At 72.1% G+C, this 14,168-nt stretch carries 7 protein-coding genes; 6 read left to right on the plus strand and 1 reads right to left on the minus strand.

Annotated elements, in window-relative coordinates:
• The first annotated feature begins 133 nt into the window (after positions 1–133).
• The 4 genes from ACFZA0_RS33810 (at position 134) to ACFZA0_RS33825 (ending at position 9,648) form a co-directional block, all read left to right on the plus strand.
• A complete protein-coding gene (locus tag ACFZA0_RS33810) occupies positions 134–2,773 on the plus strand; it encodes a S8 family serine peptidase (RefSeq protein ID WP_391024099.1) in 2,640 nt (879 codons plus the stop codon).
• Positions 2,773–5,727, plus strand: coding sequence for an FG-GAP-like repeat-containing protein (locus ACFZA0_RS33815; RefSeq protein WP_391024100.1), 2,955 nt, complete (start codon positions 2,773–2,775; stop codon positions 5,725–5,727). The genes ACFZA0_RS33810 and ACFZA0_RS33815 overlap by 1 nt, the downstream gene beginning before the upstream one ends.
• Before the next feature lie 103 nt (positions 5,728–5,830).
• Positions 5,831–9,187, plus strand: a complete 3,357-nt coding sequence (locus ACFZA0_RS33820) for an AAA family ATPase (RefSeq protein WP_391024102.1) — start codon at positions 5,831–5,833, stop codon at positions 9,185–9,187.
• Between the two features lie 203 nt (positions 9,188–9,390).
• A complete protein-coding gene (locus ACFZA0_RS33825) occupies positions 9,391–9,648 on the plus strand; it encodes a hypothetical protein (protein WP_391024104.1) in 258 nt (85 codons plus the stop codon).
• A 204-nt stretch (positions 9,649–9,852) separates the two neighbouring features.
• On the opposite strand, the gene ACFZA0_RS33830 is transcribed toward ACFZA0_RS33825, so the two are convergent.
• The gene (locus ACFZA0_RS33830; RefSeq protein ID WP_391024105.1) at positions 9,853–10,482 is read right to left on the minus strand and encodes a helix-turn-helix transcriptional regulator; all 630 of its coding nucleotides are present in this window, start codon (positions 10,480–10,482) and stop codon (positions 9,853–9,855) included.
• Between the two features lie 103 nt (positions 10,483–10,585).
• Between ACFZA0_RS33830 and ACFZA0_RS33835 the strand changes: the two genes are divergently transcribed.
• Entirely contained in the window at positions 10,586–11,290 is a 705-nt protein-coding gene (locus ACFZA0_RS33835) for an ATP-binding cassette domain-containing protein (protein ID WP_391024106.1), read from the plus strand.
• 5 nt (positions 11,291–11,295) lie between these two features.
• Positions 11,296–14,115 carry an FtsX-like permease family protein gene (locus tag ACFZA0_RS33840; protein ID WP_391024173.1) on the plus strand — a complete coding sequence of 940 codons (2,820 nt, stop codon included), beginning with the start codon at positions 11,296–11,298 and terminating at the stop codon, positions 14,113–14,115.
• Positions 14,116–14,168: the final 53 nt, after the last annotated feature.

Consider the following 14,168-nt stretch of genomic DNA (forward strand, 5'->3'; position numbering starts at 1 on the left):
CCGGGCGAAGGCGCCGGACAGAACAGGGGCGGCCCGCGCCGTTGCCCCCCGCCGGGCCCTGTAATGCCGGAGTAACGGCCCCTGTCTAGCGTCCGGGCTCCCCCGTTACTGACGTTCCCGGAGGACACCCCCGATGCACCTGCCCCGACCGCCTCGGCGCAGAAACGCTGTTTGGGCGGCGGCCGCTTTCACCGCCGCCGCCCTGCTGTCCGCACCACTTCCCGCGGCCGCCGCCGACGCCGGCCCCACCACCTCCGCCAAGGTCGACTCCGCGCTCTCCGCCGCCGTCGCCAAGGGGGGCGACGCCACCTTCTTCGTCGTCCTCAAGGACCAGGCCGACCTGTCCACGGCCAAGAAGAAGAAGTCGCACGCGGCGCGGGCCAAGGCCGCCTACAGCACGCTGACCTCGCACGCGAAGACCAGCCAGAAGTCGATCAACTCCTTCCTCGACGACCAGAAGGTCGGCCACACCGACTACTGGATCGCCAACGCCGTCCAGGTGACCGGCGACGAGGACCTCATCGCCAAGCTGGCCAAGCGTTCGGACGTGGCGAGCATCGTCAAGGAGCAGAAGTACAAGCTCGACGACCTCGAGACCGCCGACAGCGCGATCACCGGGACCCGCACGAACCCGACGTCCGCCGGCACCGCGACCACCACCACCGGCACCAAGGCCAAGGCCAAGACCGCGGGCACCACCGGTACCGACTCCTCCGCCACCGGTGACGACACCCCCGAGTGGGGCGTGTCCGACATCGAGGCGGACAAGGTCTGGGACAAGTACGGCGCGCGCGGCGAGGGCATCGTGATCGCCAGCGTCGACTCGGGCGTCCAGTACGACCACCCCGACCTGGTGGCCCAGTACCGGGGCAACAACGGTGACGGGACCTTCACCAACGACTACAACTTCTACGACCCGTCGGGCACTTGCCCCTCCGACGGCACCCCCTGCGACAACAACGGCCACGGCACCCACACCATGGGCACGATGGTCGGCAAGAACGGCATCGGCGTCGCGCCGAACGCGACCTGGATCGCCGCCAAGGGCTGCGAGTCGTCCTCCTGCTCCGACACCAACCTGCTCGCGGCCGGCCAGTGGATCCTCGCGCCGACCGACCACAACGGCCAGAACCCGCGCCCCGACCTGGCGCCGAACATCGTCAACAACTCCTGGGGCGGCGACGACACGACGTTCTACCAGGACATCGTCGAGGCCTGGAACGCGGCGGGCATCTTCGAGGCGTTCGCGGCCGGCAACGACGGTGACGGCGTGACCTGCTCGACGACGCACGCCCCCGGCTCGCAGGAGACCTCCTACGGCGTCGGCGCGTACGACTCCACCGGAACCATCGCCTCCTTCTCCGGCTTCGGGCCGTCGCTGGTCGACGGTTCGGCGAAGCCGAACATCTCGGCGCCGGGCGTCGCGGTCGAGTCGACCTGGCCGGGCTCCTCGTACAACACCGAGTCGGGCACGTCGATGGCCACCCCGCACGTGGCGGGCGCTGTCGCGCTGCTCTGGTCGGCTGCCCCCTCGCTGATCGGCAACATCGACGAGACGCGTGACCTGCTCAACGAGGGCGCGCGCAACGTCGACGACACCCACTGCGGCGGCACCGCCGACATGAACAACGTGTGGGGCAACGGCAAGCTCGACATCCTCAACTCCGTGGACCTGGCGCCACACACCGCCGGCACCGTCAGCGGCAAGGTGACCGACAAGGCGACCGGCGCAGCGCTGAGCGGCGTCACCGTGAAGGCCGCCAACGCCACCACCGGCACCCGCACGGTCACCACCGGCACCGACGGCACGTACTCGATCGCCCTGAACCCGGGCACGTACGACTTCACATTCAGCGGCTACGGCTACGGCACGGCGTCGCTCGCCGGCGTCGAGGTGGCCGAGAACCAGAGCCTGACGCAGAACACCACGCTGTCCTCGGTGCCCTCGCACAAGGTCACCGGAACCGTCCTCGACGTCACGGGCAAGGCGCTGGCCGGTGCCACCGTCGAACTGACCGGCTCCCCCGTCGCGTCCGTGGTCACCAACGCCAAGGGCAAGTACACCTTCCCGGCGGTCGCCGAGGGCACCTACACGCTCACGGTGAAGCCCACCGCGCCGACGCTGTGCAACGGCATCTACACCGGCTCGGTCACCGTCGCCGCCAACCTGACCGCCGACGTCCAGGTACCGGCCCGCTCGGACACCGCGGGCAACAGCTGCGCGCCGGCTGCGTACGACTGGATCGCCGGCTCGAAGAAGGTCGCGCTGAGCGGCGACGAGGACGCCACCACGATCGCGCTGCCCTTCCCGGTCAAGCACTACGGCGTCTCCTACTCGACCGCCTCGGTCACCACCGACGGTCTGGTCAACTTCCTGTCGGCACGCGTCGGCGACTACACCAACACCACCCTGCCGACCGCCGGCTCGAACAGCGTGAAGGGCTTCGTCGCCCCGCTCTGGGACGACCTGACGCTCGACAAGAAGTCCACCGTGCAGACCGCCACCACCGGCGCCAAGGGCAGCCGCAAGTTCGCCGTCGTGTGGACCGACGCCGCCTACGCCACCGGCACCTCGGGCCGCGCCACCTTCGAGGCCGTCTTCGACGAGGCCACCGGCGCCGTCACCTTCCAGTACAAGTCGCTCGCCGACAAGGGCGCCGGCGCCACCGTCGGCATCGAGAACCAGGCCGGCAGCGACGCACTCCAGTACTCCTACAACCAGTCCGTCATCGCCGACGGCTCGGCCATCCGCTTCACGCAGGGAGCCAAGTGATGAGACCGCAATCCTCGCGGCGGGCACTCCAGCTCGCCTCCGCCCTGGTCGCCGCCGGCCTGTGCCTGAGCGCCGCACCGCAGGCCATGGCCGCCGACGACAGCGGCTCGGCGATGAAGTTGAGCAGTGCCGAGGCCAAGACGCTGGCCGCCAACGTCAGCCTCGACCCGTACGGTGACGACACCGCCTCCACCGTCAGCCCGAAGTCCGGTGACGACACCACCGGCTCGGCCGGCGGTTCGGCGGGCTCGTCCACCGGCTCCGGCAGCGGCTCGTCGCTGGACGGCGCCTCCACCGACGCGGACCCGACCACCAAGGTCACCTTCACCGGCACGTCCACCCTGGAGGGCGCGCGCGGCATGGGCGCGACCGTCCCGGTCGGCAAGGACGGCGACTACTTCACGCTGACCAGCCTGGGCACCGTGCAGCGCCGCACCGCGGACGGCACCTCCGTGTGGGAGCGCACCAACACGTCGCTGTACGCGGACTGGGGCGTCAAGCCGCTGCGCGTGTGGCAGACCGAGCCGTACCCCGCGCACATCCTGATGGGCTACAACGCGGTCTCGCCGTTCTCGCCCAACTCCGACTCGGGCTACTCCACCGGTGACCTGACCGGGGACGGCACGGACGACCTGGTCTTCTCGGCCAGTGTCGGCAGCTCGCCCTACCGGCCGTTCACCTCCCCCGGCTCGTCACTGACCACCGGCACGTTCGTCACGGTGGTCGACGGCAAGACCGGCAGGACGCTGTACTCGAAGATCTACGACTACGCGACCATGGTGAAGATCGTCGACGGCACCCTGCTCGTCGCCGACGCACCCCGGCTCAGCCTCAACTCGCCCGCCGCCGACACCGCGAAGCTGACCGGCACCCGCTTCACCTACGCCGGCGGGACGCTGACCCCGGCGTCCACGTGGACGTACGACACCGGCGAGACCGGCAGCGCGAACTGGGGCGACATCCAGGACCTCGGCAAGGGCCAGGTCGCCGTCTCCTGGAACAGGGCCAAGACGGCCACCGCCGACGGCCGCGGGCACGTCCTCGCCCTGGACACCGCCGACGGCTCGGTCACCTGGCAGACCGAGACCATGCTGTACAACCGCCAGATGCGGCTCGACGCCGGCCGCAAGCGGCTCGTCGCCGTCGAACAGGCGGACGCCACCGACTCCGTGTCCTACGAGGTCGCCGCGTACGACATCAAGAAGGGCCTCCGCTCGACGCTGGCCGACCGGACCAACGTCGTCCCCACCGCGCTGACCGTCGGCGACCTCACCGCGAAGGAGGGCGACGAGTACGCGGTCGCCGAGTCCTCCGTCGACGGCGACCTGTACGTCAACGCCAGCACGGTGCGCGTGCTGAACGGCGACGACCCCAGCAAGGCGCTGTGGTCGAGCACCGTCAAGCGGGACGCCGCCAACGCCGAGGACGGGCCCAGCGTCTGGCGCCTCACGGTGGCCGACGGCAAGCTCGTCACCTCCGGGCAGAGCGACGTGAACATGGGCGGCGCGAAGAACCCGGGCGGCGACCTCTACGGTTCGCTGACCGTGTTCTCCGCCAAGGGCGCCGTCGCCTGGCAGTCGAGCGGCCTCGACGCCGCGCCGATGTACCAGGACGTGTTCACCGACGCCGACGGCACCCACGTACGGGTCGTCGACCAGTCGGAGAACATCCACACCTACAAGCTGGGCAACGGCAAGCAGGAGACCCTCACGCCGCTCCAGGCCGACATCGCCTACGCCAAGGCCACCGACCTGAACAAGGACGGCGACCCGGACGTGGTCATGGGCGGTTCCTCCGACGGTGTGTGGGCCTACGACGGCCCCTCGCTCGCCGCCGGGAAGCCCGAGAAGCTGTGGCAGGCGACCGTGCCCGGCGCGGTCCACGACATCGAGACCGGTGACGTGAACGGCGACGGCAAGCCCGAGATCGTCGTCGCCGCCGAGAAGGCCGTCGTCGTCCTCAACGGCAGGACCGGCAAGACCATCGCCACCATCGACGGCGGCGGCCAGTTCGTCCACTCCGCCAAGCTCGCCGACCTCGACGGCGACGGCGAACTCGACATCCTGGTCCCCACGAACACGCTGAACGCCTACTACGGCGACGGCCACAAGATCTGGTCGTACGCCTCCAAGGCCCTCGGTGACGACGCGGTGTTCTCCGACCCGTCGGTCCTGGACGGCAGGGTCTACACGTCGTTCTCCCGGACCAACTCGGTCGACCTCACCACCGACCCGGGTGCGGACGCCGTGGCGCTCAACGCCAAGACCGGCAAGGCCAAGTGGGACGTCGCCCCGCCGGTGCCGGCCGTGTCGACGGACGGCGTCATCCACGCCGCGCTCACCTACAACGGCACCTTCGCCTCCAAGGACATCCCCTACGCGGACGGCCACGCGGTCGTCTACCTGTGGGACATCCAGTCGCAGGCCGGTGTCGGCTCCACCGACGCGTCGGGCCCGCACCAGTACATGGAGATCCGTGACGGCCGCACCGGCGAGGTGGTGCACTCCACCACCGTCGGCGGCCTGTGGACGCACTCCAACTTCTTCACCGACGGCGGCATCCTCTACCAGGCGGGCACCGCGTCCTTCCGCGCCTTCAAGGGCACGGACACGGACGACTTCACGATCTTCACCGTCCCCGAGTCCCACGGCGGCAACTTCGCGACCGGCCCCGCCGGCCGCAAGCTCCTGATCGGCGGTGTCCTCGGCGGCCTCTACGCCTGGGACCCGAGCATCTTCTCCTCCACCGACTCCTACGCGGCCAGCGTGGGCAGTACCGGCCCGATGGGCGGTCGCAACTACCTGACCGCCGACCTCGACGGGGACGGCGTCGACGAGGTGCTCTCCCTCAACTCCGACGTGACCGGCTACGACCGGCTCGCCGAGAACCTCGGCGGCCGCTACCTCGTCACGGACAACGCCATCCACCAGGTGTCGACGTTCAAGCTCTCCTGAACACCCGGCTGAACACTCTTCCGAGCACCTGCTGAACCGCTCCACCGGACCCCCCGGGCCTCGCCCGGGGGGTCCGGCGCGCGGTCGATTACAGTGCGACTACATGAACGCACCACGGACCGGAGGAAGCGATTCCGCTGCTCCGCTGCTGCTTCTGCGCCTTTTCGGTGGATTCCGAGCGACTCGTGACAGCGGCCCCGAACTCGCCGAACGCTGGCCGCGGCCCGGCGCCCGAGCCCTCGTCAAACTTCTCGCCGTCGTCCCCGGACACCGTCTCCACCGCGAACAGGCCATGGAAACCTGCTGGCCGGGCGCCGACACCCAGTCCGCGGCGGGCAGCCTGCGCGTCGCGCTGCACTCCGCCCGCCGCGCCCTGGAACCCGAACTCGCCCCGCGCGCCGCGTCGTCGTACCTGATCTCCGAGGCGGGGATGCTGTTCCTCGCTCCCACGTCCGTACGGATAGACGCCGACGAGGCGGAGAACGCCGCGACGGCCGCCCTCACCGACGGCGGCGCGGCCCAACTCGGTGCCGCCCTGGCCCTGTTCACGGGCGAGTTGCTCCCCGAGGACCGGTACACCGTCTGGACCGAGGCCCGCCGCTCCCGACTCGCCCTCCAGCGCGAGCAGTTGCTGCTGCGGCTCGCCGAGGCCCGCCTCGCGGAGGGCGCCGCCGCCGAGGCCGCCGCGCTCGCCGAGCAGGTGCTCGCCGCCAGCCCCGCCGAGGAACTGGCCCACCGCGTCCTGATCGACGCCTCGATCCGGCAGGGCCTGCGCCGCCGCGCCGTGCAGCAGTACCACGCCTGCCGCCAGATCCTCGACACCGAACTCGGCGTGCGGCCGGGCCCGGAGATCGAACGGCTGCACAGGGCGGCGCTGGCCGCCACGCCCGCCGCCGTCCCCGTCACCGCCTCCCTGCCCGCCCCGCTGCGGGTGCGGTCGGCGACCCCGCTGCGCGGCCGGGACGAACTGCTCCACCGGCTGCTCGACGCCGGCGGGCCCCCGGTCCGGCTGCTCACGGGCGAGGCCGGCATCGGCAAGACCCGGCTGGTCGGCGAGGTCGCCCGGCGCGCCGCGAAGGCCGGCACCGCCGTGCTGTGGGGCGGCGGCCAGGACGCCCAGGGGCACGCGCCGTACGGGGCGTTCGCCGAGGCACTGGACGGCTGGCTCGCCGAGCACGAGGCACGGGAACGGGCCCGGGTCGGCGCCGAGTATCCCGAACTGGCCTCCGTACTGCCGTCCTTGGGGCAGGTCCCGCCGGCCGGCGAGCGCAGCCCCGAGGAGGAACGCGACCGGCTGTTCCGGGCGAGCGCGGCCCTCCTCGGCGACCTCGCCACGGCCCGGCCGGTGCTCCTCGTCCTCGACGACCTGCACGCCGCCGACGCGGGCTCCTTCCAGCTCCTGAGCCATCTGGCCCGTCGCACCGCCGACCGCGGCACCCCGCTGCGGTTCCTCGTGACCTACCGCGAGGAGGAACTCGCCGACGGCGACACCCGCCGGGCGTCCCTCGCGCACCTGCTGCGCCAGGGACTCGCCGCGCGCGAGGAGGTGGGGCGCCTGGACCGGGCCGCGTGCCTGGCGGTGGTGCGCGACACGGCAGGCACGACACCCGACCCCCGGGTGTGGGAACTCTCCCTGGGCAACCCGCTGTTCGCCCTCGAACTGGCCCAGGGGCTGGCCGACCAGGACGGGGGCGAACTCGGCACGGTCGCCCCGGAGAGCGTGCGCGGGATCGTCGGCGAACGGCTCGTCCGGCTGGCCCCCGACGCCCGCCGCATCGTGGAGGCACTGTCGGCGGCGGGCGGTGACGCCGCCCTGTCCGAGCTCCTCGACGTCGCCGAGCACGGCCTGCACCCCGCGGTCACCGGCGCCGCCGCGACCGACGCGCTCGAACTCGCCATCGCCGCCTCCCTCGTCGAGGAACGCCAGGTCGTGGTGGCCGGTCGCCCCGAGGCCGGCCTCGCCTTCCGGCACCCACTGGTCCGCCTGGTCTGCTACGAGCAGTTGAGCGCGATCCGGCGCCGTCGGCTGCACGCCGCGTTCGGCCGGACCGTACTGCGGCGCCGCCCCGACGCGGTCGACACGCTCGCCTCGCACTTCGCCCGCGCCGACGACCCGCGGGCGGCCGAGTACCTGCGCCGCGCCGCCGAACGCGCCGCCGCGCTCTACGCCAACGACACCGCCGACCGCTACTACCGCGACCTCGTCGCCCGCCTCGACGTCGACGCCGCCCGCGCCCGTCTCGCACACAGCCAAGTGCTGCGCAGAATGGGCCACTTCGAGCAGGCGGCTGCCGGACTGCGCCTCGCCCTCGCCGAGTTCGTCCGGCGCGGCGACCACGACGACGAGGTCCTCACGGCGGCCCGCCTCGCCGAGATCATCGGCCGCACCGGCGTCCCCCGGTCCGGCATCACCCTGCTGCGCGCCCACCGGCCGGGCCCGGGAACCGCCGCCGAGTCGGTCGCCGCGCACCACCTGGCCCGGGCGATGCTCTGCGGTGTCCAGGGCCGGTACACGGCCGGGTACGACGCCGCCCGCCGCGCCCAGTCGGCGTCCGGGCAGGTCCCCGGCCTGCCCGGTCAGGGCCTGCTCGCGCGCTCGTACGCCCTTCAGGCCACCAACCTGGGGCTCGCGGGCCGGTTCGGCGAGGCACGGGAGGCGGGCGACCTGGCCCTCCCGCCGGCCGAGGCGTACGGCGACCCGACGCTGCTCGGCGGGGTCCTGTCGACCCTGCGGGAGAACGCCCGGCGTTACGGGCGGCTGCGCGAGGCGGTCGGGTACGGCAGGCGCGCGCTGGACCTCGCCGACCGCTCGGGAGACCCGACGGCCGCCGCGTTCGAACGGGCAAACCTCGCCGAACTCCGCCTGCTGCTCAGGGAGTTCGATGCGGCCCGGACACTCGCCGAGGCGGCGGTCACGAGCGCCGAGGACGACGACATCTGGTGCCTGCCGTACGCGCTGGCCACGCTGGCCCGCATCCGCACCCGTACCGGCGACGCGGTCGACGCCGCCGAACTCCTCGACCGCGCGGCGACCTCGGCCGACAGCCTCGCAGACCGCCAGGCCCGGTACGAGGTGAGCACCGCCCGTGCCGAACTGGCCCTGGCCGCCGGTCGTCCCGAGGACGCCCTGCGCGCCCTCGGCGACGCTCGCACGGACGCTCCGGTCCTGGCCGCCTGGGCGGAACTCCTCTCGGGCCGCCCCGAAACGGCCCGCCGCCTGGCCCGCGCCGAGGTGACCCGGTCCCAGCAGACCGGCGAACGCCTCGCGGAGGTCGAGGCCCGCATAGCCCTCGGCACGTCCCTCACCCACCTCACCCGCACGGAGGAGGGCGAGGCGGAACTGACGCGGGCCGAGTCCATGGCGGAGGCGCTGCCGTACCCGGCGGGGTCCGACCGGGCCCGGTGGGCGCGGGGTCTGGGCGCGCGGCCGGCGCAGGCGGGCGGAACGGACGGCTCCTGAGCCCCGTCCGGGTCGACGGCCGGGAGGCATTCCTGACGACGCCCAGCCCCGCCGTCGCAAACTGCCCTCGGCGACAGCCGGCCCACGCCGGGCGAGACTGCGGAGCACAACCGGATGCCGCGGCACACGGCACGAGCGGAGAAGACTGGCGATGCGCGCACGTGAACTCGCCACCGGGTACCCCACGGTGGCCCTGGACAGCGATGCCCTGGAAGCGGCCCCGGACGCCGGCGTCCCAACGGCTGCCCGGGGTGCTGGTGGTCGACACGGACGGTGCGCCCTGCGCGGTCCTGCCGGCGTCCCGGCCGGTGAAGCTGCTCGTGCCTTCCTACGTCATCGAGGCCCCCGCCCTGGCCGCGGTCGTCGACGAGCCGCATGCCGACCGGCTGTGCCAGGCGCTGGCGGGCCGGTCGGTGGCCGAGGCCCTGCCACCTCCTCGCCTCCCTCGTAGTCGTTCTTGATCCGGTCCCAGAGTGCGGGGCGCTCGGCCTCGGTCGTGGAACGTGGCCAGGTGCCTCCGGGTCCCCCACATCATCGGTGCGGCCTCGTCCTTGGCGCGTCGGCGGACGGTGGGGAGGTCCACCGCCTGCGGAGCAGTACCCACGTATCCACGTGGCGCAGAGTCAGCACCTTGGCAACACCGCTGACGAGTCGCCACCCTGCCCCTACGCGGACTCGGTACGCTCCCCCATCGTCCCCTCGCCCCCTCCGGTCTCGTCGCCGTCTCTCCCCGCCTGCGACGGTGCCTGCTCCGGTGCCGTCGCGCCCTGTGCCGCGGCCAGCGGGCCCAGGTGCTGTGCGGCGCTGTCCAGCAGCCCGAGGTCGGCCTTGGTGTGCGCGATGGCGGCGTCGATCAGGACGGCGACCAGCGGTTCGTCGGCGTGGGCGCGGCGCTGCTGCGCCAGGCCCGCGAGCTCGGACAGGTAGGTCCGCCGCTGCGACTCGATCAGGGTGGTCAGGGTCTGCGGGCCCAGGGCGCAGGCGCCGAGGAGCTTCAGGAACAGTTCGTCGCGGAAGCCGCCGACGCGCACCCAGGCGGTGGTCGCCCACGAGCGCAGTTCGGTCTCGCCCGCCTCGGTGAGCGTGTAGAGGTTCTTGTCGGGCCGGTCGGTCTGCGTGACCTGCGAGCGGGAGACGTAGCCGTCGCGGACCAGCCGTTCGAGGATCTGGTAGAGGTGGCCGATGTTCAGGCCGCCCCACTGGGGGCCGATGGCCTCCTCGAAGCGGGCCTTGAGTTCGTATCCGTGGTTCGGCCGCCGGGTCAGCAGCGCGAGCACGGCGTGGTGGAGCGGCATATACGTCCCTTCTACATTGTGACAACATACCCCTGAATTGTCGCAATGCAGGTGCGCGTTGGGCCGCGTTGTGGCGCGATGTACGAGGGGGAGGCCGCATCAAATGGCTGTGAGCGTGGCGTTGCGCGGGGTGAGCCGCCGGTATCCCGGGCTGACCGCTCTGGACGAGGTCGACCTGGAGGTCGCGGCCGGGGAGGTGGTGATGCTGACCGGGCCGTCCGGTGCCGGCAAGTCCACCGTCCTGCATGTGACGGGTGGCATGGACCAGCCCGACGAGGGACACGTGGAGATCGACGGCGTCGAACTGGTGCGCCGGGACCTGGACCGTCACCGGCGGCGTATCGGCTTCGTGTTCCAGCGCTTCCACCTGCTGCCCGCACTGACCGCGCTGGACAACGTGCTCGCCCCCGTCCTGCCGCGCAGGGTGGACTTCGACCGGCGTGCGCGGGGCATGGAACTGCTCGAAGCCGTCGGCCTGGACCGGCGGGCGGACGCGCTGCCCTCGCAGTTGTCGGGCGGCCAGCAGCAACGCGTCGCCGTCGCACGCGCGTTGATCAACCGGCCGGGACTGCTGCTGGCCGACGAGCCCACGGGCAACCTGGACAGCGGCACGGGGCGCGAGCTGCTCGATCTGCTGATGTCACTGCGCGAGCGGTACGGGATGACGATGCTGATCGCCACGCACGACGCGGAGGTCGCCGCCAACGGCGACCGGGTGGTGCGGCTGCAGAACGGAAGGATCACCTCGGACCAGCGGGTCACGCCGTCCGGCGACGTGCTGAACCGGCTGGGGGGCCTGCGCCCGTGATCACGATGATCCTCGACCAGATACGGCGGCGGCGCGGGCGCGCGATGGCACTGGCCGCCGGAATCCTGGTGGCCGCGACCGGCTTCACCCTGCTGACCGCGACGGCGAGCACGAGCCAGGCGACCACCGTGGGCACCGTGCGCAAGAACGCACGGTCCGCGTACGACGTCCTGGTGCGCCCGCCCGACGCGCAGACGGACGTGGAGCGGCAGAGCGGACTGGTCGCGCCGAACTTCCTGTCCGGCACGTTCGGCGGCATCACCATGGACCAGTACCGACGCATCCGCGGGATGGGCGGGGTCGACGTGGCCGCACCGGTCGCCAACATCGGCTACCTCATGGTGGCGAGCACCGTCACGGTCGACGTCTCCCGCTTCCTGGACAGCAAGGCGTCCCGGCAGATCCTGCGCATCAGCCCGACGCTCACCTCCGGACTGGGCAGTTACCGCACCTCGGACGAGTACGTCTACCTCACTCGCTCCCCCCTGACCTCGGCGACGGAGTCGGACGACCTCTTCGAGTCCGACACCCTGGAGAAGGGTGCGCTCGACAAGAGCACCCGGCGGTACCAGTTGAAGGGGAAGTACGACGTCTGCTTCTACTTCAACTGGGACAAGACCGGGCGGACGGATTTCAACACGACTCTGCCCCTGAAGCCGAACATCATCGCCGAGGACCTCATGGACAGGTCGCCCTTCGACCCGGACCTGAGCTCGCGGATGAACTGCCAGTCCGGCCAGGACAAGGCCACCGTCAACGTTCCGGTCAGCTACCCCGTACTGCTGTCCGCCGTCGACCCCGTCGCCGAGGACCGGCTGGTCGGCCTGGGCGGCACCATCACCTCGGGACGCATGCTCACCGAGCAGGACAAGCCGTGGAAGGTATCGTCCGCCAAGAGCGTCCACGGACAACACGACTCCTACATACCGGCGTTGCTCAGTAACAGCCCGCTGACCACCGGCACCCTCGACGCCACCGTCGAACGGCTCGACGTCGGCGACCCGGCCCAACTGCCCTCGAAGCTGGGCAACCCGACGGCCGACGTCTTCGTCCGGAGCCTGCACGGCACGACGGTGGGCAGCACCCGGGTCGATCTGAGCAAGGGCTACCGGAAGGCACTGAACGAGGACTCGTTCGACACCGGGGCCTACTGGACGGTCGGCCCGGTCACCTACCGCCGGACCTCCGACGGCGAACTCGCCGCGCAGCCGCAGCCGCCGCAGAAGGCCGGCCTGTGGATCAACACGAACCTGCAGCCGTTCCCCGGCGTCCCCGAGGAGAACCACCAGGGCACCCAGTACCGAAAGGTCACCAGCCACGCCGCCACGGACTGCGTCGGGCTGGGGACCTGCCAGAACGTGGACTACGGGCGCCTGCCCAATCCCTTCGTCCGCCTGGTCGGCCGCTACGACACCGCCAGGCTCCCCGGCTTCTCGCCCCTGTCCGACACCCCGCTGGAGACCTACCAGGCACCGCAGGTCACCGGAGCGGACGCCGCGACCCGGACAAAGCTTCACGGCAAGCCGCTGCAGCCCGACCGCAACCTGGGCGGCTACGTCAGCCCGCCGCCCACCATGCTGACGACGATGGACTCCATCACCGCCCTCACCAAGAGCCGCCGCGTCCCTGGCCTCCAGGACAAGGCGCCGGTCAGCGCGATCCGTATCCGGGTGGCCGGAGTGACCGGCGTCGATCCCGCCTCCCGGGCGCGGGTGAACGCGGTGGCGGGGAAGATCCGGGCCGCCTACCCCCGGCTCCAGGTCGACGTCACCGTCGGCAGCTCGCCCGCGCCGCAGACGGTGGCCCTGGCCTCGGCGCAGGTGACGGAGCGTTGGGTCGCCAAAGGCGTGGCCCTGCGCATCCTGCGGGCGGTGGACACCAAGAGTGCGGTGCTCTTCGTGCTGGTCCTCGTCGTGTGCGCGCTCTTCCTGGGACAGGCGGCGCTGGCGTCGGTGCGCTCGCGCCGCACCGAGATCGGCACGCTGCGCTGCCTCGGCTGGAGCGGCGGCGAGGTGCTCCGCCTGATCCTCGGCGAACTGGCGATGATCGGGCTGGCAGCCGGCGCCGCGGGCGCGGTGCTCGCGTACGTGCTGGGCCGCGTGCTGGGACAGCCCGAAGCCGGTGCCAAGTCGCTCCTCGTGCTCCCGGTTGCGCTCGTGCTCGCCACGGCGGCGGGACTGATACCCGCATGGCTCGCCACCCGACTGGGACCGATGGAAGCCGTCCGCCCCCCGGTGACGGCCGCCCGCCGCGCCCGCCCGGTGCGTTCGGTGGCCGCGATGGCCGCGCTCAACCTGCTGCGGGTACGGGGCCGCACACTCCTGGGCGCGGCAGGTCTGGCGCTGGGAGTGGCCGCCTTCACGGTGCTGCTCGCCCTGACGCTGGCCTTCCGGGGCGAGGTCGCCGGGTCCCTGCTCGGCAGTGCCGTGGTCGCGCAGGCGCGCTCGGCCGACTATCTCAGCGTCGCCCTGTCCCTGCTGCTGGGTGCCGCCGGCGCCGTCGACGTCCTGGTCATCTCGCAGCGCGAACGCGCCGCCGACCTCGCGGTGCTGCGGGCCACCGGCTGGACCAACCGCGAACTGGCGAAGCTGACCCTCTACGAGGGAGTCGGACTGGCCCTGCTGGGCGGCCTGTCCGGTGCGACCGCCGGTCTGGCCGGGGTGCTGGCCCTCGGCCGGGGCGTGCTGCACGGACACCTGTTCACGATCACGGGCTCCGCGCTGCTGGCCGCACTCGCGGCGACCGCCCTGGTGGTGGCGGCGCTGGCGGTACCGATCCGGGGACTGTCCCGCATCGCCCCCGCCCATCTCCTCGCCGCCGACTGAGGCGGACCACCGCGCCCCTCGGCCGCTTCACGAGCGGAAGACCCGCCCGTCCT

The sequence above is a fragment of the Streptomyces sp. NPDC008150 genome, assembly GCF_042956945.1.
Taxonomy (GTDB): domain Bacteria; phylum Actinomycetota; class Actinomycetes; order Streptomycetales; family Streptomycetaceae; genus Streptomyces.

Coding starts and splice junctions, on each gene's coding strand:
- ACFZA0_RS33810 (WP_391024099.1), top strand. CDS start 134: ATGCACCTGCCCCGACCGCCTCGGCGCAGAAACGCTGTTTGGGCGGCG.
- ACFZA0_RS33815 (WP_391024100.1), top strand. CDS start 2,773: ATGAGACCGCAATCCTCGCGGCGGGCACTCCAGCTCGCCTCCGCCCTG.
- ACFZA0_RS33820 (WP_391024102.1), top strand. CDS start 5,831: ATGAACGCACCACGGACCGGAGGAAGCGATTCCGCTGCTCCGCTGCTG.
- ACFZA0_RS33825 (WP_391024104.1), top strand. CDS start 9,391: ATGCCCTGGAAGCGGCCCCGGACGCCGGCGTCCCAACGGCTGCCCGGG.
- ACFZA0_RS33830 (WP_391024105.1), bottom strand. CDS start 10,482: ATGCCGCTCCACCACGCCGTGCTCGCGCTGCTGACCCGGCGGCCGAAC.
- ACFZA0_RS33835 (WP_391024106.1), top strand. CDS start 10,586: ATGGCTGTGAGCGTGGCGTTGCGCGGGGTGAGCCGCCGGTATCCCGGG.
- ACFZA0_RS33840 (WP_391024173.1), top strand. CDS start 11,296: ATGATCCTCGACCAGATACGGCGGCGGCGCGGGCGCGCGATGGCACTG.